15 protein-coding genes are annotated in these 17,023 nt (G+C 72.2%); 11 read left to right on the top strand and 4 right to left on the bottom strand.

The features are described 5' to 3' along the window. Positions 1–49 precede the first annotated feature (49 nt). From AB0G63_RS32685 to AB0G63_RS32650, 8 genes are all read left to right on the top strand, one after another. Complete coding sequence (locus AB0G63_RS32685; protein ID WP_360757776.1) at positions 50–1,117, top strand: BMP family ABC transporter substrate-binding protein; 1,068 nt, start codon at positions 50–52, stop codon at positions 1,115–1,117. 196 nt (positions 1,118–1,313) lie between these two features. Then, positions 1,314–2,840, top strand: a complete 1,527-nt coding sequence (locus tag AB0G63_RS32680) for an ABC transporter ATP-binding protein (RefSeq protein ID WP_360757827.1) — start codon at positions 1,314–1,316, stop codon at positions 2,838–2,840. Further along, the gene (locus AB0G63_RS32675) at positions 2,837–3,967 is read left to right on the top strand and encodes an ABC transporter permease (protein WP_360757774.1); all 1,131 of its coding nucleotides are present in this window, start codon (positions 2,837–2,839) and stop codon (positions 3,965–3,967) included. The genes AB0G63_RS32680 and AB0G63_RS32675 overlap by 4 nt, the downstream gene beginning before the upstream one ends. Then, positions 3,967–5,253, top strand: coding sequence for an ABC transporter permease (locus tag AB0G63_RS32670; RefSeq protein ID WP_360757771.1), 1,287 nt, complete (start codon positions 3,967–3,969; stop codon positions 5,251–5,253). Before AB0G63_RS32675 ends, AB0G63_RS32670 begins: the two co-directional genes overlap by 1 nt. Beyond that, the gene (locus AB0G63_RS32665; protein WP_360757768.1) at positions 5,250–5,651 is read left to right on the top strand and encodes a cytidine deaminase; all 402 of its coding nucleotides are present in this window, start codon (positions 5,250–5,252) and stop codon (positions 5,649–5,651) included. The genes AB0G63_RS32670 and AB0G63_RS32665 overlap by 4 nt, the downstream gene beginning before the upstream one ends. Before the next feature lie 66 nt (positions 5,652–5,717). Then, the gene (locus AB0G63_RS32660; RefSeq protein ID WP_360757765.1) at positions 5,718–7,001 is read left to right on the top strand and encodes a thymidine phosphorylase; all 1,284 of its coding nucleotides are present in this window, start codon (positions 5,718–5,720) and stop codon (positions 6,999–7,001) included. Positions 7,002–7,096: 95 nt separating this feature from the next. Then, on the top strand, positions 7,097–7,681 hold the full coding sequence (locus AB0G63_RS32655) for a Uma2 family endonuclease (protein ID WP_360757762.1): 585 nt from the start codon (positions 7,097–7,099) through the stop codon (positions 7,679–7,681). Between the two features lie 79 nt (positions 7,682–7,760). Continuing rightward, complete coding sequence (locus tag AB0G63_RS32650; RefSeq protein WP_360757759.1) at positions 7,761–8,114, top strand: STAS domain-containing protein; 354 nt, start codon at positions 7,761–7,763, stop codon at positions 8,112–8,114. Here the strand turns inward: AB0G63_RS32650 and AB0G63_RS32645 are convergent. Both AB0G63_RS32645 and AB0G63_RS32640 read right to left on the bottom strand, forming a co-directional pair. After that, positions 7,998–9,014 (bottom strand): sigma-70 family RNA polymerase sigma factor, encoded by a 1,017-nt coding sequence (locus AB0G63_RS32645; protein WP_360757757.1) that lies wholly within the window; start codon positions 9,012–9,014, stop codon positions 7,998–8,000. The genes AB0G63_RS32650 and AB0G63_RS32645 overlap by 117 nt on opposite strands. 537 nt (positions 9,015–9,551) lie before the next feature. Then, complete coding sequence (locus AB0G63_RS32640) at positions 9,552–10,832, bottom strand: MFS transporter (protein ID WP_360757754.1); 1,281 nt, start codon at positions 10,830–10,832, stop codon at positions 9,552–9,554. Between the two features lie 63 nt (positions 10,833–10,895). Here AB0G63_RS32640 and AB0G63_RS32635 point away from each other — a divergent pair, with 63 nt between their 5' ends. The 3 genes from AB0G63_RS32635 (at position 10,896) to AB0G63_RS32625 (ending at position 14,780) form a co-directional block, all read left to right on the top strand. After that, positions 10,896–11,849, top strand: a complete 954-nt coding sequence (locus tag AB0G63_RS32635; RefSeq protein ID WP_360757751.1) for a LysR substrate-binding domain-containing protein — start codon at positions 10,896–10,898, stop codon at positions 11,847–11,849. Positions 11,850–12,076: 227 nt separating this feature from the next. After that, on the top strand, positions 12,077–13,324 hold the full coding sequence (locus AB0G63_RS32630; protein ID WP_360757748.1) for an MFS transporter: 1,248 nt from the start codon (positions 12,077–12,079) through the stop codon (positions 13,322–13,324). 382 nt (positions 13,325–13,706) lie between these two features. Then, positions 13,707–14,780 carry a TauD/TfdA family dioxygenase gene (locus AB0G63_RS32625; RefSeq protein WP_360757746.1) on the top strand — a complete coding sequence of 358 codons (1,074 nt, stop codon included), beginning with the start codon at positions 13,707–13,709 and terminating at the stop codon, positions 14,778–14,780. 77 nt (positions 14,781–14,857) lie between these two features. Here the strand turns inward: AB0G63_RS32625 and rbsK are convergent, their stop codons facing one another. Together rbsK and AB0G63_RS32615 are read right to left on the bottom strand one after the other, a co-directional pair. Further along, on the bottom strand, positions 14,858–15,775 hold the full coding sequence (gene rbsK, locus AB0G63_RS32620; protein ID WP_360757744.1) for a ribokinase: 918 nt from the start codon (positions 15,773–15,775) through the stop codon (positions 14,858–14,860). 216 nt (positions 15,776–15,991) lie between these two features. After that, positions 15,992–17,023: hypothetical protein (locus AB0G63_RS32615; protein ID WP_360757742.1), on the bottom strand; the 1,032-nt coding region annotated here is incomplete at its 5' end.

Here is a 17,023-nt window from a genome sequence, read left to right as displayed (position 1 = left end):
CTCACAACAAGCGCCGACATGGCGCTCAGGTCAGGTGAAGGAGCCTCCCGTGCGCCGGGTAGCCAAGCTTTCCGCTGCGTGCATCGCCACCGCAGCCCTCGCACTGTCCGCCACTGCCTGTGGCAGCACCTCCTCCGAAAACGGCAGCGACAAGTCGTCCTCCTCGTCCTCCGACGGCGGCAAGGGCGGCGTCAAGATCGGCCTCGCCTTCGACGTCGGCGGCCGCGGTGACCGTTCCTTCAACGACTCCGCCGCGCGCGGCGCCGACAAGGCCAAGGCGGAGTTCAAGGGCTCGATCAAGGAGCTGACCGCCAAGACCTCCGACACCGAGGCCGACCGTGAGCAGCGCCTGACCGACCTGGCCGACGCCGGATACAACCCGATCATCGGTGTCGGCTACGCCTACGCCACCTCGATGACCAAGGTCGCCGCGAAGTACCCGAAGGTCAGCTTCGGCATCGTCGACTCGGTCGTGGACGCCAAGAACGTCGACAGCATCACCTTCACCGAGGAGCAGGGTTCCTACCTGGCCGGTGTCGCCGCGGCGCTCAAGAGCAAGAAGAACCACGTCGGCTTCATCGGCGGCGTCGACAACCCGCTGATCAAGAAGTTCGAGGCGGGCTTCGTCCAGGGCGTCAAGGACACCAAGCCCAAGGTCAAGGTCGACACCCAGTACCTGAGCCACGGCTCGGACACCTCCGGCTTCGCCAGCCCCGACAAGGGCAAGGAGGCCGCGTCCGGCATGCTGGACAACGGCGCCGACGTGATCTACTCGGCGGCCGGCTCCTCCGGCAACGGCGCGATCGAGGCCGTCAGCGGCGTCAAGGGCGCCTGGGCCATCGGCGTGGACTCCGACCAGTACAACATCCCGGGCCTGGCGAAGTACAAGAACTCGATCCTGACCTCGATGGTCAAGAACGTCGACGTCGGTGTCTACGACTTCATCAAGTCCGTCCACAGCGGCAAGCCGCTGACCGGCGTCAACAACTACTCGCTCGCCAAGGGCGGTGTCTCGCTGGCCACCAGCGGCGGCTTCATCGACGACATAAAGACCCAGCTGGACGCGGCCCAGAAGAAGATCGTCGACGGCGACATCAAGGTCAAGACCACCCCGTGACCTGACGGTTCCCGCCGGACCTCGGCTCGGCGAGGGGCGTACGACCAGCCCCCGCCGAGCCATAACAATGTGTCAACTCTACGCGTGTAGCACGGAGTTGCCGCGCTAGCGTCGCCGACGCCTGCCTCCCCTACGCAGCCCCTTTCCCCGAGGAGAGTGCGCCATCAACGCGTCCAGCCCTCCCGCTGCCGTCGAACTGCGCGGCATCACCAAGCGTTTCCCCGGCGTCGTCGCCAACCGCGACATCGACATCACCGTCCGCACGGGCACGGTCCACGCCCTGTGCGGTGAGAACGGCGCCGGCAAGTCCACCCTGATGAAGATCCTCTACGGCATGCAGCAGCCGGACGAGGGCACCATCACGGTGAACGGCGAGCCCGTCACCTTCCACAACCCCGCCGACGCCATCGCCCGCGGCATCGGCATGGTGCACCAGCACTTCATGCTCGCCGACAACCTCACCGTCCTGGAGAACGTCGTCCTCGGCGCGGAGAAGCTGTACGGGATCGGCGCGAAGGCCCGCGCGAAGATCCAGGAGATCTCGGGCGCCTACGGGCTGAACATACGGCCCGACGTGCTCATGGAGGAACTCGGCGTCGCCGACCGCCAGCGCGTGGAGATCCTCAAGGTCCTCTACCGCGGCGCCAGGATCCTCATCCTCGACGAGCCCACCGCCGTTCTCGTGCCGCAGGAGGTCGAGGCCCTCTTCGACAACCTCCGCGACCTCAAGGCGGAGGGGCTCACCGTCATCTTCATCTCCCACAAACTGGGGGAGGTGCTGTCCGTGGCCGACGAGATCACCGTCATCCGGCGCGGCACCACCGTAGGCACGGTCGAGCCGCACGGCACCACCACCAAGCAGCTCGCCGAGCTGATGGTCGGCAGCGAGCTGCCCACCCCGGCGACCGAGGAGTCCACCGTCACCGACGTCCCCGTGCTGAAGGTGGACGGGCTCAGGCTGACGCAGACCGACCTCGACGGCGTCGAGCGCGTCATCCTCGACCAGATCTCCCTCACCATCCACAAGGGCGAGGTGCTCGGCATCGCCGGTGTGGAGGGCAACGGCCAGTCCGAACTGGTCGAGGCGATCATGGGTATCCGCACCCCGGACACCGGCACGATCACCCTCGACGACGCCGACATCTCCCACCTCCCCACCCGCAAGCGCCGCGAGGCCGGCGTCGGCTACATCCCCGAGGACCGCCAGCGCCACGGCCTGCTGCTGGAGGCGACGCTGTGGGAGAACCGCATCCTCGGCCACGTCACCGAGGAGCCCAACTCCCGCGGCGGACTGCTCGACCTCAAGGCCGCCCGCGCCGACACCGAGCGCATCATCGAGTCCTACGACGTCCGCACCCCCGGCATCGAGGTGACCGCGGGCTCGCTGTCCGGCGGCAACCAGCAGAAGCTGATCGTCGGCCGGGAGATGAGCCACACGCCGAAGCTCCTCATCGCCGCCCACCCCACCCGCGGCGTGGACGTCGGCGCGCAGGCCGCGATCTGGGACCACATCCGCGACGCCCGCCGCAACGGCCTGGCCGTGCTGCTGATCTCCGCGGACCTGGACGAGCTCATCGGGCTCTCCGACACCCTGCGGGTGATGTACCGCGGCCGTCTGGTCGCCGACGCCGACCCCGCCACGATCACCCCCGAGGCGCTGGGCTCCGCCATGACGGGTGCGGCCACCGGCCACCTGGAGCACACGGAGGACGACGTCCGATGAAGAAGCTGATCTCACGGATCGACAGGGAGCGGCTGCTCCTCGGCGTCGCGGCGCCGCTGCTGGCGATCGTCGCCGCGCTCGTCGTCACCACCCTGGTGATCCTCGCCACCGGGAAGAACCCGGGCGACGCCTTCAGCGACATGCTGACCTACGGCACCGCCAGCGACAGCCAGGTCTACATCCTCAACAAGGCGACGACGTACTACCTCGCGGGCGTCGCGGTGGCCATCGGCTTCCGCATGAACCTGTTCAACATCGGCGTCGACGGCCAGTACCGGATCGCCGCCTTCATCGCCGCCGTCCTCGGCGGCGCGCTCACCGCTCCCGGCTGGATCGCCATCCCGCTGATCATCCTGTGCGCCATGGCGAGCGGTGCGCTGTGGGCGGCCATCGCGGGCGTGCTGAAGGTGACCCGGGGCGTCAGCGAGGTCATCTCGACCATCATGCTGAACTCGATCGCCACCGCGATCATCGGCTACCTGTTGCAGCCCGAGCAGCTCGGCCAGCTGGACAAGGCGGGCACCCTGGTGTCCACCAAGCCGCTGCCGGAGTCGTCGTACTTCTTCAGCTTCGACACCGGCCCGGCCGGCGAGCTGTGGGGCTTCATCGTCATCGCCGTGCTCGTCGGCGTCGCCTTCTGGTTCGTGCTCGGCCGTACCCGGTTCGGCTTCGACCTGCGCACCGTCGGACTGTCCGAGACCGCCGCCGCGGCCAGCGGCGTCAGCGTGAAGAAGATGGTCGCCACCAGCATGGTCATCTCGGGTGCGGTGGCCGGCCTGATCGGCATGCCGACCCTGCTCAACGACAGCCACCAGTTCAGCAACGACTTCCCGGCGGGCATCGGCTTCACCGGCATCGCCATCGCGCTGCTGGGCCGCAACCACCCGATCGGCATCGCGCTCGGCGCCCTGCTCTGGGGCTTCCTGGAGCGCACCACCAACCACCTGGAGTTCCAGGGCTACGACAAGGAGATCCTCGGCGTCATCCAGGGCGTCATCGTCCTGTGCGTCGTCATCGCCTACGAAGTCGTACGCCGTTACGGCCTGCGGCACCAGCAGCAGCGCGTGGGCGCCGAACTCGCCGCCCAGGCCGCCGCCGCCCCGACCCAGAAGCAGGAGGTGGCGTGATGACTGCCACGATGACCGACACGCCGCCGCCCGCGGCGCCCAAGACCGACACCGCGCCCAGCGGCTCCGGCCGGACCCTCGGCCGGGTCCTCCTGATCGCCGCGGGCGCGCTGATCCTGGTGGCCGCGGTCCGCGTGCTGACCGGCGCCAACCAGCTCACCTCCGCGGGACAGGTCAGCGCCGCGCTGGGGCTGGCCGTGCCGATCGGCCTCGCCGGTCTCGCCGGCCTGTGGTCCGAGCGCTCCGGCGTGGTCAACATCGGCCTCGAGGGCATGATGATCCTCGGCACCTTCGGTGCGGGCTGGATCGGCTGGCAGCACAGCCCCTGGCTCGGCCTGCTGTGCGGGATCTGCTTCGGCGTCCTCGGCGGCCTGGTGCACGCCGTCGCGACCGTCACCTTCGGCGTCGACCACATCGTCTCCGGTGTCGCGATCAACCTGCTCGCGCTCGGCGCCACCCAGTACCTCGCCAAGCTGTTCTTCGCCGAGGGCAAGGCGGCGGAGGCGGGCGGCAACCCCAAGCAGTCCCCGCCCGCGGAGTCGCTGCCCAACGTGGACGTGCCGGGCCTCTCGGACGCCCTGCACTCCGTCGAGCAGCACCACTGGTTCCTGGTCTCCGACCTCGCCGGCATCCTCGGCGGCCTGGTCACCGACCTGTCCGTGGTGACGCTCATCGCCGTCCTGCTGTTCGTCGGCAGCTGGTGGGTGCTGTGGCGCACGGCGTTCGGCCTGCGGCTGCGCTCCTGCGGCGAGAACCCGGTCGCCGCGGAGTCCCTCGGCGTCAACGTCTACAAGTACAAGTACGCGGCCGTCGCCGTCTCCGGCGGTCTGGCGGGCCTCGGCGGCGCGTTCCTCGCGCTGGTCACCTCGCACATCTACCTGGAGGGCCAGACCGGCGGCCGCGGCTACATCGGCCTCGCGGCGATGATCTTCGGCAACTGGCGGCCCGGCGGGCTGGCGATGGGCGCGGGCCTGTTCGGCTACTCGGACGCGCTCCAGCTGCGCAACGGCGGCGAGACCGTGCACGCGCTGCTGCTCCTGCTGGTCGTCCTGCTCGCCGTCCTGGCCGGCTGGAAGCTGTACCGCAAGGCGCTGTGGCAGGGCGTGGCGAGCGCCGTCACGGCGGTGCTCGTGCTGGTCTGGTACCTGTTCACCGACGAGGTCCCGAGCGACTTCGTGGGCGCCACCCCGTACGTCGTCACCCTGCTGGTGCTGTCGCTGTCCGCGCAGCGGCTGCGGATGCCCAAGGCGGACGGCATGCGCTACCGGAAGGGCCAGGGCAAGTGACCGCGTCCGCCGACGTCGACTGGGAGCGGCTGCGGACGCTGGCCCGGGAGGCCATGGCCCGCGCCTACGCCCCCTACTCGGGCTACCCGGTCGGCGTCGCGGCCCTGGTCGACGACGGCCGGACGGTCACCGGCTGCAACGTCGAGAACGCCTCGTACGGGCTCGGACTGTGCGCCGAGTGCGGACTGATCTCGCAGCTGCAGAACACCGGCGGCGGCCGCCTGACGCACTTCACCTGCGTCGACGGCCACGGCGAGATCCTCGTACCGTGCGGCCGCTGCCGGCAGCTGCTGTACGAGTTCGGCGGCCCGGGACTGCTGCTGGAGACACCCCGGGGCATCCTGCCGCTGTCGGAGATGCTGCCCCAGGCCTTCGGCCCGGACCATCTCACCCAGTAACTCCCGTGCGGCCCCTCCGACAGGTACGGAGGGGCCGCTCACTTCCTGAACGTCGGAAGGAACACCATGGCCATGGACGCCATCTCCGTCATCCGCACCAAGCGGGACCGCGGCGAACTCAGCGACGAGCAGATCGACTGGGTCATCGACGCGTACACCCGCGGCGAGGTCGCCGACGAGCAGATGTCCGCGCTCGCCATGGCGATCCTGCTCAACGGCATGAACCGCCGGGAGATCGCCCGCTGGACGGCCGCGATGATCGCCTCCGGCGAGCGCATGGACTTCTCCGCGCTGTCCCGCCCGACGGCCGACAAGCACTCCACGGGCGGGGTGGGCGACAAGATCACTCTCCCGCTGGCGCCCCTGGTCGCGGCCTGCGGAGCCGCCGTGCCCCAGCTGTCGGGCCGCGGCCTCGGCCACACCGGCGGCACCCTCGACAAGCTGGAGTCGATCCCCGGCTGGCGCGCCCTGCTCTCCAACGAGGAGATGCTGCACGTCCTGGACACCACGGGCGCGGTGATCTGCGCGGCGGGCGACGGCCTGGCCCCGGCGGACAAGAAGCTGTACGCGCTGCGGGACGTCACCGGCACGGTCGAGGCGATCCCGCTGATCGCCTCCTCGATCATGTCCAAGAAGATCGCGGAGGGCACCGGCTCGCTGGTCCTGGACGTGAAGGTCGGCACCGGCGCCTTTATGAAGACCATCGAGGACGCCCGCGAACTGGCCTCGACGATGGTCGGCCTGGGCACCGACCACGGTGTGAGGACGGTCGCGCTGCTCACCGACATGTCCACCCCGCTCGGCCGCACGGCGGGCAACGCCCTCGAGGTCCGCGAGTCGCTGGAGGTCCTCGCGGGCGGCGGCCCGGCCGACGTCGTGGAACTGACGCTCGCCCTGGCGCGCGAGATGCTCCAGGCCGCCGGGGTGACGGACGCGGACCCGGCGAAGGCCCTGGCCGACGGCTCGGCGATGGACGTCTGGCGCCGCATGATCAGCGCCCAGGGCGGCGACCCGGACGCCCCGCTGCCCACCTCCCGCGAGCAGCACGTGATCACGGCCCCGTCCTCCGGCGTGCTGACCCGCCTCGACGCCTACGACATCGGCGTCGCCGCCTGGCGCCTGGGCGCGGGGCGCGCCCGCAAGGAGGACCCGGTGCAGGCGGCGGCGGGCGTGGAGCTGCACGCCAAGCCGGGCGACACGGTGACCGCGGGCCAGCCCCTGCTGACCCTGCACACGGACACCCCCGAGCGCTTCGAGTATGCGCTCCAGGCGGTGGAGGGGTCGTACGACATCGCGGCGCCGGGTACGGCGTTCACGGCGTCGCCCGTCGTGCTGGAACGTATCGCCTGACCAGGGGATTGCTCGATCGGGTGAACGGGACCGGTGGACCTGCGCCGGTCCCGTTCGGCATGCTGGGATCGGTGACGCACCGATAGGAGACCGCCATGAGCGCACTCACCGTGGGCCAGGACCCCGACCAGAACTGGGACGACCTCGTCCGGTTCTGGGAGGAGATGGAATGGCCTGAGGGCAGCAAGGTGGAGATCATTGAGGGGATCATCACCGTGTCACCTGCTCCCGCCTCCCGCCACAACGTGATCGCGGAACGCGTCCAGCGCCGCCTCTACAGCGTGATCCCCGACGACTTGGGGATTTTCCAGACACTGGCCATCGCTGTGCCGTCGCGCCTGGGCATGCTCATCCCCGACCTGGTGGTGGCACCTGTACAGGATTGTGTGGAGGCGGACTCCCACATCCCCGCCGCCCTCGCCGAACTCGTCGTCGAGGTCACCTCCAAGTCCAACGCCCGGCAGGACCGCGTCAGCAAGCCCGCTGCTTACGCCACCGCCGGCATCCCGCTCTACCTCCTCGTCGACCGTTGGGCTCCAGGAGGCCCCACTACGACGCTCTACGGGGAGCCCAAGGGCGACGTCTACCGTGTCCTGGGAGCAGTGAAGTTCGGCGACCCCATCCGGCTGCCGAAGCCGTTCGACGTGACGATCGACACGGGCGAGTTCCCGACCGACTGACCGTCATCCCAGCAGCGCCGCCACCCCCGCCGGCACCGCGCCGCGATGAGTTCCGTGCGGGCGGCCGGTCTACCGGTGTGTGGACGCCAAGAGATCCGCCGTACTCGTGCTGCCCGGCCCGCTGACCCGGGACGAGGTGACAGGGCTGTGCGAGCGCGTGCGGGCGCGGCTGACCGCCGGCGGCGACCGGGCCGTCGTGGTCGACGTCGCCGGGATCGGGCCGCCGGGCCTCGCCGCAGTGGACCTGCTGGCGCGGCTCCAGCTCGCCGCCCGGCGGGCCGGCGGCGGGATCCGGCTGCGGGACCCCGCCCCCGCCTTACAGGCCCTCCTCGACCTGGTCGGGCTCCGCTTCGAGGTGGAGGGGCAGGCCGAACAGCGGGAACCACCGCTGGGTGTCGAGGAAGCAGTGGAACCCGGTGATCCGGCCCTCTGACGTCTCCAGCGCCTGCACGGCCCACGCGGTGAAGCCGCCCTCCTCCGGGTCCGGCTTGTACTGCGCGAACCCGGGCAGCCCGTTGACCTGCACCGGCAGCAGGCGCGAGCCCGCGCAGGCGGAGCCCAGCGTCGTCATGAAGCCGGTGATGTCCTCGTGGCCCCGCAGCCACAGGTCGAACGGCGGCATCGTCATGACGGCGTCCTCGTGCAGCAGTGCCGTCAGCGCCGCCATGTCGTACCCCTCGAAGGCCGCGACGTAGCGCTCCAGGAGCTTCTGCTGCTCCTCGTCCAGCGGGTCGGAGACCGCCGCGCGGGCGCCGTCGTCGTCCCGTTCGGCGAGTGTCGCCCTGGCGCGCTGGAGCGCGCTGTTGACCGACGCGACCGACGTGCCCAGCAGCTCGGCGACCTCGCTCGCCCGCCAGGCCAGCACCTCGCGCAGGATCAGCACCGCGCGCTGCTTGGGCGGCAGCTGCTGCAGCGCCGCCATGAAGGCCAGCCGCACGGACTCCTTGGCGACCGCCGCCTCCGCCGGGTCGTCGGTCGTGGGCAGCACGCGCGCGTCCGGCACGGGTTCGAGCCAGGTGTTGTCCGGGCGCGGGGCGAGGGCCGCCCGGGCCAGGGGCGTCGACTCGGTCAGATCCATGGGTCTGGCGCGCTTGTTGCCGGCCGTCAGCATGTCCAGGCAGACGTTGGTCGCGATGCGGTAGAGCCAGGAGCGGAGGCTGGAGCGGCCCTCGAACTTGTCGTAGCTGCGCCAGGCGCGGATCATCGTGTCCTGCACCGCGTCCTCGGCCTCGAAGGAGGAACCGAGCATGCGGTAGCAGTAGCCGGTCAGCTCGACCCGGTGCTTCTCCAGCGTGACGTCGAGGTCCGCTGTCGTCGCCGTGCCCTGGCCCATGGTCCACCCACCCCTGTGCGGCATTCCCGTCACGCGCTCACGCGCCCACTCCTTCGGAAGCTACCCCAGGCCACTGACAACGGCCCCCGGAGCGAAGAGCCCCCCAGCTCAGAGCGCCAACGCCCTGAAGGGGCGCGGGGAACTGCGCGCTCAGCCACGGCGGTGCGGCGGACGGCCGATGGCCCGGGGCGGGCCCGGCACTACAGCGCGGGGTGCGGCAGCGCCCTGAAGGGGCGCGGGGAACTGCGCGCTCAGCCACGGCGGTGCGGCGGACGGCCGATGGCCCTGGGCGGGGCGGGCCCGGCACTACAGCGCGGGGTGCGGCAGCGCCCTGAAGGGGTGCGGGGAACTGCGCGCTCAGCCACGGCGGTGCGGGGGACGGCCGATGGCCCGGGGCGGGGCCCGGCACTACAGCGCGGGGTGCGGCAGCGCCCTGAAGGGGCGCGGGGAACTGCGCGCCCAGCCACGACGGTGCCGCGGACGGCGGACGGCACCGCGCGGCGGCCGGACGGCCAAGCGCGGCGCTCAGCCGAACGCTCAGGCGTGTGCCGGCTGCGCGGCCAGCCGGGCCGCCCGCGTGCCGAGCAGCGTGATCGCCGCGACGCCCGCCACCGCCAGCAGCCCGACCCCGACGGTCCCGGCCCAGCCCGCCGCGTGGAAGGCGACCGCGCCGACCGTGCTGCCGGCGCTGGAGCCGACGTAGTAAGCGGACTGGTACAGGGCCGACGCCTGGGCGCGCCCGGTCGTGGCCGTCCTGCTGACCGCCGAGGAGGCGACCGCGTGGCCCGCGAAGAAGCCGGCGGTGATCAGCACCAGCCCCAGCAGCACCAGCGGAACCGACTGCGCCAGGGACAGCACCAGGCCCGTCGCCGTCGTGCCGCCCGCCAGGTACAGGGCGCCGCGGCGGCCCAGGCGGCCCACCAGCCGGCCGGCCGTGGACGCGGACACCGTGCCGACCAGGTACACCAGGAAGATCGAGCCGATGATGCCCTGCGGCAGCCCGAACGGCTCCGCTGTCAGGCGGTAGCCGATCACCGTGTACACGCCGCCGAACACCGTCATGAACAGGGCGCCGATGGCGTACAGCCGGCGCAGCAGCGGGTTCGACAGGTGGTCGCGGACCGTGCCGGCCAGCACCCGCGGCCGCAGCGAGCCCGCCGTGAAGTGCCGGGGCGCCGGCAGCAGCAGCCGGAAGGCCACCGCGCAGCCGACCGCGATCACGCCGATCACGCCCACCGCGACCCGCCAGCCCCACACCTGCGCGACCCAGCCGGTGATGACCCGGCCGCTCATCCCGCCGATGCTGTTGCCCGCCACGAACAGGCCGATCGCCGTCACCAGGGCCCGCGGGCGGACCTCCTCCGCGAGGTACGCGGTCGCGGAGGCCGGCAGACCCGCCAGCGCCGCGCCCTGCAGCGCCCGCAGCGCGACCAGGGCCGGCAACGAAGGCGCGAAGGGGACCAGCAGTCCGACGGTCACCGCCACGGCCAGCGAGCCCGTCATGACCGTACGGCGTCCGAACCGCTCCGACAGGGCGCTCATCGGCAGCACGAACAGCGCGAGGCCGCCGGTCGCCGCCGCCACCGTCCAGCTCGCCTCGCTCGCCGCCACCCCGAGGTCGTCGGAGATCAGCGGCAGCAGGGCCTGCGTGGAGTACAGCAGCGCGAAGGTCGCCACGCCGGCGAGGAACAGCGCGAGGCTCATCCGGCGGTAGCCGGGCGCGCCCGGGGTCAGACGGGAGTCGGAAGCGGCGGCGGACGGGACGGCGGACGGGACGGCGCCCACGGTGGTGGACGCCCCGGTACTGGCGGGAGACATGCCTCGAACGTACGGAGACCTCCGCTCATCCGTCCAATGCATGGAATCGGCATAATCGTTCCCATGCCGCATCAGCACAGCTCATCGAGGCGCCTGTCACCGTCCGGTGACACAGAAGACATCGTCGCGCTGCTCGCCCCGCGCCTCGTCCACTTCGCCGGCGTGGCCCGCACCGAGCACGTCACGCGCGCCGCCCAGGAGATGCAGGTCCCCCAGTCCACCCTGTCGCGGGCGATGGTCCGCCTCGAACAGGACCTGGGCGTCGAGCTGTTCGCCCGCCGCGGCCGCACCGTCGCGCTGACCCCGGCCGGCCGCACCTTCCTCGGCTCCGTCGAACGCGCCCTCGCCGAGATCGAGCGCGCCGCCGAGGAGGTCCGCGCCGACGCCGACCCCGCCACCGGCAAGGTCGCCTTCGGGTTCCTGCACACGATGGGCGCGGAGACGGTCCCGGGACTGATCCAGGCGTTCCGCGCCGACCATCCCCGCGTCCGCTTCAGCCTGGTCCAGAACTACGGCGAGGCGATGCTGGAGAAGCTGCGCGCCGGCGAACTCGACCTGTGCCTCACCTCCCCGGTGCCGGACGCCCCCGATCTGGTCGGCCGGCGCCTGGACGAGCAGAAGCTGCGCCTGGTCGTGCCCGCCGACCACCGCCTGGCCGCCCGCCGGCGCGTCCGCCTCGCCGAGGCGTCCGAGGAGGCCTTCGTCACCCTGGAGACCGGCTACGGCCTGCGCCGCATCACCGACGACCTCTGCCAGGAGGCGGGCTTCAAGCCCCGTATCGCCTTCGAGGGGGAGGAGGCGGAGACCCTGCGCGGGCTGGTGGCGGCGGGACTGGGCGTCGCCCTGCTGCCCCCGCCCGCCGTCGCCCGTCCGGGAGTCGTCGAGCTGACGGTGACCGCGCCGAGAGCGGCGCGGGAGATCGGGGTGGCCTGGCTGGACGGCCACCCCGACACACCACCCGTGGCGGCCTTCAAGAAGTTCCTGCTGTCGAGGAGGGGAAACCTGCTGCCGGCCTGAGCCGCCGTCGCACGCGCGGTGACCACCATCCACGGGCTGGATACCCGTGATCAGTGAGTTCAATGGTGCAAGGGGTAGGCACCGGGACCGATCTGACCCAGAGTGTGCACGTCCTGACGCCCCACTTTCTTCCGGGCGTTCCCCTAGGTGCACCGGTACTCCGCGATATGGCACGGCCACGGCGGCAGCCCGCCGTGCACCCCGTTCCGCCCGCGTGGAGGCCTCACGTGCCCGGATTCGCCCACCCACCCGCACCCGCCGGCGATTTCGCCGTCCGGGGCGCCGAGCCCGTTCCCGAGACCAGGGGCGGCCTGCGTGTGGCGCTGCTGATGGCCGGCAGCTGTCTGCCGGTCCTCGCCGCGGTGCTGCTCGCCCCGGGACTGCCGGACCTCCAGGACAGGTTCGGCACGGTGCCCGGCGCGGGCACGCTGGTCCCGCTGATCCTGACGGTCCCCGCGCTCGCGGTCGCCCTGCTGGCCCCCCTCGCGGGCGTGGTGATCGACCGGCTGGGCCGCAAACCGCTGCTGGTCGTCGCGACCCTCCTGTACGCGGTGTCCGGCACCGCGCCGCTGTGGCTGGACTCGCTGCGCGCCATCGTGATCAGCCGTGCCCTCCTCGGCGTCGCCGAGGCCGTCGTCATCACCTGCTGCACCACACTGATCGGCGACTACTGGACGGGCCGGGTCCGCGACCGGTACCTGGCCCTGCAGGCGGTGTGCGCCACCGTCTCCGCCACCGCCTTCTTCATCCTCGGCGGCGTGATGGGCGCCTCGGGCTGGCGTTCCCCGTTCCAGCTCTACGCGGTCGGGCTGCTCCTGGCCCCCGCGATGGCCGTGTTCCTGCCCGCGCGCAGACCGGGCACAGCGGCGGACGAGGAGCCCGCCACCGGGCGGCGGCCGTCCTCGGCGGGCCGGCTGCTGGGCATCTGCGTGCTGTCGGTGTTCGGCGGCCTCGTCTTCTACACCGTCCCCGCGGAGACGGCGTACCTGATGAACGGCCTCGGCGTGCAGTCCAGCGGCCTCATCGGCCTCGTCACCGCGATCGCCAGCGCCGCCTCCGTCACCGGAAGCGTCATCTTCGCCTCGATGGTCGGCCTGCCGCAGCGCAGGCTGCCCGTCATCTTCCTGCTGTGCGGGGCCGGGTTCGTCGCCATCGGGCTGGCCCACAGCTTCGCGGTCCTGATCCTCGGCACCTTCCTCAACTGCCTGGGCACCGGTCTGCTGCTGCCCTCGCTGCTGACCTGGGCGATGTCCGGGCTGGAGTACCGCAACCGGGGCCGCGGCACCGGCCTGTGGACCGCGTCGTTCTTCCTCGGGCAGTTCCTCGGCCCGCTCGTCCTCACCTTCCTGGAGTCCAGGACCGGAGGTCTCCCCGCCGCCGTCGGCAGCCTCGGCCTCGCCTCGGCGGCGGTGGCGGTCATGCTGCTGCCCCTCCTCCGCCGGCCGGCGCCCGCCCGGCAGACCGGGCGTCCCTGACCCGGCCCCGGCGCCGCGCCCGCGGTGGTGCGTACTGCATTCCAAGATGTCATCTCGTCTATTGACTCGCGTGTGGGCCACTCCTAGGGTGAAGGCACTTCTTGAAAGGACGGGACCGCATGAGGCCAGTCGCCCTGATCGGCGCCTTGCTCGTGTCGTGTGCCGGCCGCCGGACCTACGACGAACCGCTCAGGTACTCCCCGCCCAGGGAAGGACTGCGCCCCGGCACGGCTGTCGGCGTACCTCAGACCCCGTTCTGAGGGCCCGCGTCGCAGCGCGACGCACCGCTGCCGCGCCGACGTCTTCGGCGTCCGCGTGTTCATGGCCGACACGGACAGGGCCATTCCAGCCTTGCCATCACCTTCGCGAGGAGTGCATCACCGTGACCACCACCGCCCCCGTCGAGCAGATCCCCGGGCCTTCCGCCTGGCGTGGCGACGAGCTGTCGAAGTCCACCGAGTGGATCTACGTCCTCAGTGACGCCGAGCGCACCGAACTGGAGGAACTGGGACGGCGTTTCGTCGCCGACGACCCCGACCTGCGCACCGTCACCGCCGCCGACTACCCCTTCGACGCCTGCCGCGCCCTCAACGACGACTGCGCCCGCCAGATGGACGCCGGCCGGGGCTTCATCCTGGTGCGCGGTCTGCGCACCGAGGAGTACGGCGACACCATGGCCGGGGCCATCTTCTTCGTCATGAGCCTCCACCTCGGCCAGCCGATCGGGCAGAACCAGCGCGGCGACCTGCTCGACCACGTGATCGCCACGTCGAACAAGACGCTGGACGACGAGGGCGCGCTGCCCTCCCGGGTACGGGACCGGCTCCCGTTCCACTCCGACAGCTCCGACGTGGTCGCCCTCATGTGCCTGCAGGGCGCCAAGGAGGGCGGGGCGTCCAGCCTGGTCAGCGGGACGACCATCTACAACGAGATGCTGCGCCGCCGGCCGGACCTCGCGCCGCGGCTCTTCGACACCTACCACTGGGACTGGCGGCGCCAGGACCCCGACTCCCCGGAGCTGACCTACACCTCGCCGATCGTCAGCTACGTCGACGGCGTCTTCAGCACCTACGCCGGCAGCACGATGATCTTCAGCGCCCAGGGGTATCCGGGGGTCCCGCAGCTGACGCCCGACCAGGTCGAGGCGATCAACATGTTCGACGAGATCTCGCAGGAACCCGGTCTGCCCATCGACATGGACTTCCAGCCGGGGGACGTGCAGTGGCTGCTCAACTACGCCGCCCTGCACTCGCGCACCAGCTACATCGACCACCCGGAGCCGGAGCGCCGCCGGCACCTGCTGCGGATGTGGCTCAAGCGCGACGTCGGCCGCCCGCTGGCCCCCAAGTTCGGCAAGCACGTCGTCGTCCTCGGTGAGACCACCAAGCCGCTGCTGCCCGGCGGCCGGTTCCGCATCCACGAGGCCGTCACCGTCAACGACGACTGGGGGGCGTGACCCGGCGGCACCGCGACGGACGACCGCCGCAGCCTGCTTCCGCGGGCTGCGGCGGTCGTCCGTCGCATGGAGGACCTTCAGGAAGCGGAAGCCAGACCGTCGATCTCCGCCCGGTACGGCATGGCGGTCGACGCCCCGGACCGCTGGACGGATAGCGCCGCCGCGCACGACGCCCAGGCCAGCGCCTCGGGCATCGGTCTGCCCTCTCCCAGCGCCACGGACAGGGCGCCCACGAACGTGTCACCCGCCCCGGTCGAGTCCACGGCCGTCACGCGCAGCGCGGGGACCGTGAACCGCCCGGCGGTCCGGGAGGCGTAGAGACTGCCCGCCGATCCCAGCGTGATCACCACTTCCGGGACCTGCTCCAGCAGGGCGTCGGCCGCGTCGTACGGGTCCGTCCTGCCGGTGAGTGCGGCGGCCTCGTGCTCGTTGGGGACGAGGAGGTCGGTCGCGGCGAGCAGTCCGGCGGGCAGCGGCCGGGCGGGCGCGGGGGTCAGGACGGTGCGTACGCCGTGCCCGCGGGCGGTCTCGGCGGCGGCCAGGACGCCCTCCAGCGGAGTCTCCAGCTGGAGCAGCAGCAGGTCGGCACCCGCGATGACGGCCTCGTCGCGCGGGGTGAGGGCGGTGACGGCGGCGTTGGCGCCGGGGACGACGACGATCGCGTTGCCGCCCTCGTCGTCGACCACGATGTGCGCCGTACCGGACGGGCCGTCGACCGTGCGCAGCGGTCCCGTGTCCACGCCCGACTCCTCCAGCGCGGCCCGCAGGCGGTCGCCGAAGGCGTCGGCGCCCACCGCGCCGATCATCGACACCGAGCCGCCGGCGCGGGCCGCCGCCACCGCCTGGTTGGCGCCCTTGCCGCCGGGCACCGTGCGGAACTCCCGTCCGGCCACCGTCTCCCCGCGCGCCGGGGCCTTCGCGACGTACGCGACCAGGTCCATGTTCGTGCTGCCGAGCACGGCGATGGTGGAGCCGTCGGTCAGGATTCCGTCCATCCGTCCGCCCACTTCCTTCAAGACGCCTCGCGAGGGCACGCGCGGCGCCCTTCACGAGATCGATTCACTGAGATCGTCCGATGGTGAACTCGTCGGGCACCGACCAGCCGACGCCCGGCGTTCGACGCCCGGCGCCCGATGCCCGACGCCCGGCGTTCGGCGCCCGGCACCCGATGCCCGGCGCCCGGTGCCCGGCGCCCGGCGCCCGATGCCCGGCTAAGCCGGCAGCTCGCCGAGCAGCCGCCGGTAGACACGCGCGTACGCCTCCAGCTGGGCCAGCGACAGCGCGTCGCGGCGCGGATCACCGTCGGCCGGCCGTGCCTGCGGACCGAGGCGTACGGTGTCGACGCCACGGGCGCGCAGTTCGACGCCGTCGGTGGACCCGGTCCAGCCGCTGATCGGCGGCGGCGGTGCGCCGAACTCCTCGTGCCAGGCGGCCCGCGCCGCGGTCACCGCCGGCGCGTCGGCCGGGGTGGCCGCGGCTGCCGCGACCGGCTCGGCCTCGACGTCGACCGCGCAGTCCCGCAGCGCCGACCGCGCGCACCGCGCCCGCAGCCGGCCGGCCAGCTCGGCGGCCAGCGCGACCGGTTCCACCGGGTCACCGGCGACGACGTACAGGTCGATCCGCAGCTCGGCGGGCAGCAGGTCCGGTTTCTCCTGCCACCCCCCGCCGATCGCGCCGATGCCGCACGCCCGGCCGGTCTGCCCCTGCCTCGGGTCGGCGGCCAGGTAGGCCTCGCGCCAGCGGGCCAGTTCGTCCAGGACGATTCCGGCCTGTGCGACGACTCCGCCGGCCGGTGTGGCGGACTCCGCCAGCATCGCCGCCCCGGAGCGGCCGGTCACCCGGACCGTCAGGTAGCAGGCGCCCGGCTCGTGCCACAGCAGCGTCGGCGGGCCGCATTTCGCCACGACCGCCGAGCCCGGCAGCGGGTGGGCGTCGGCGTAGGCCTCCAGGCCGGTGATCCCGCCGCCGCGGCGGTGCGTGCCGGAGCCGGCGAGCAGCAGCCGTCCCCGCTCCGCCCCGGCGAAGGCGGCCAGCGCGGCGGCGGCCGGTCCGCGGGCGACCCCGAGACCGAAGCCGGTCGCGGTGTCGCCGTCCACGGCGAGCGGTCCGACCGGCGCGGCACTGCCGGTGACGAGCCGGTTGACGCCGGTGGCGCCGTCGTCCAGCGAGGTGTCGAGGTGGGAGTAGAGCAGGGGCCCGGCCCCGGGGGCGGCGGCCACGCTGGCGCCCCCCGGGCCGGGCGC

Origin of the sequence: Streptomyces sp. NPDC020996, assembly GCF_040641355.1 — a bacterium.
Classification (GTDB): domain Bacteria; phylum Actinomycetota; class Actinomycetes; order Streptomycetales; family Streptomycetaceae; genus Streptomyces.
Note: the sequence above shows the minus strand (reverse complement) of the source record. Positions and strands in the feature narration are given on the sequence as shown.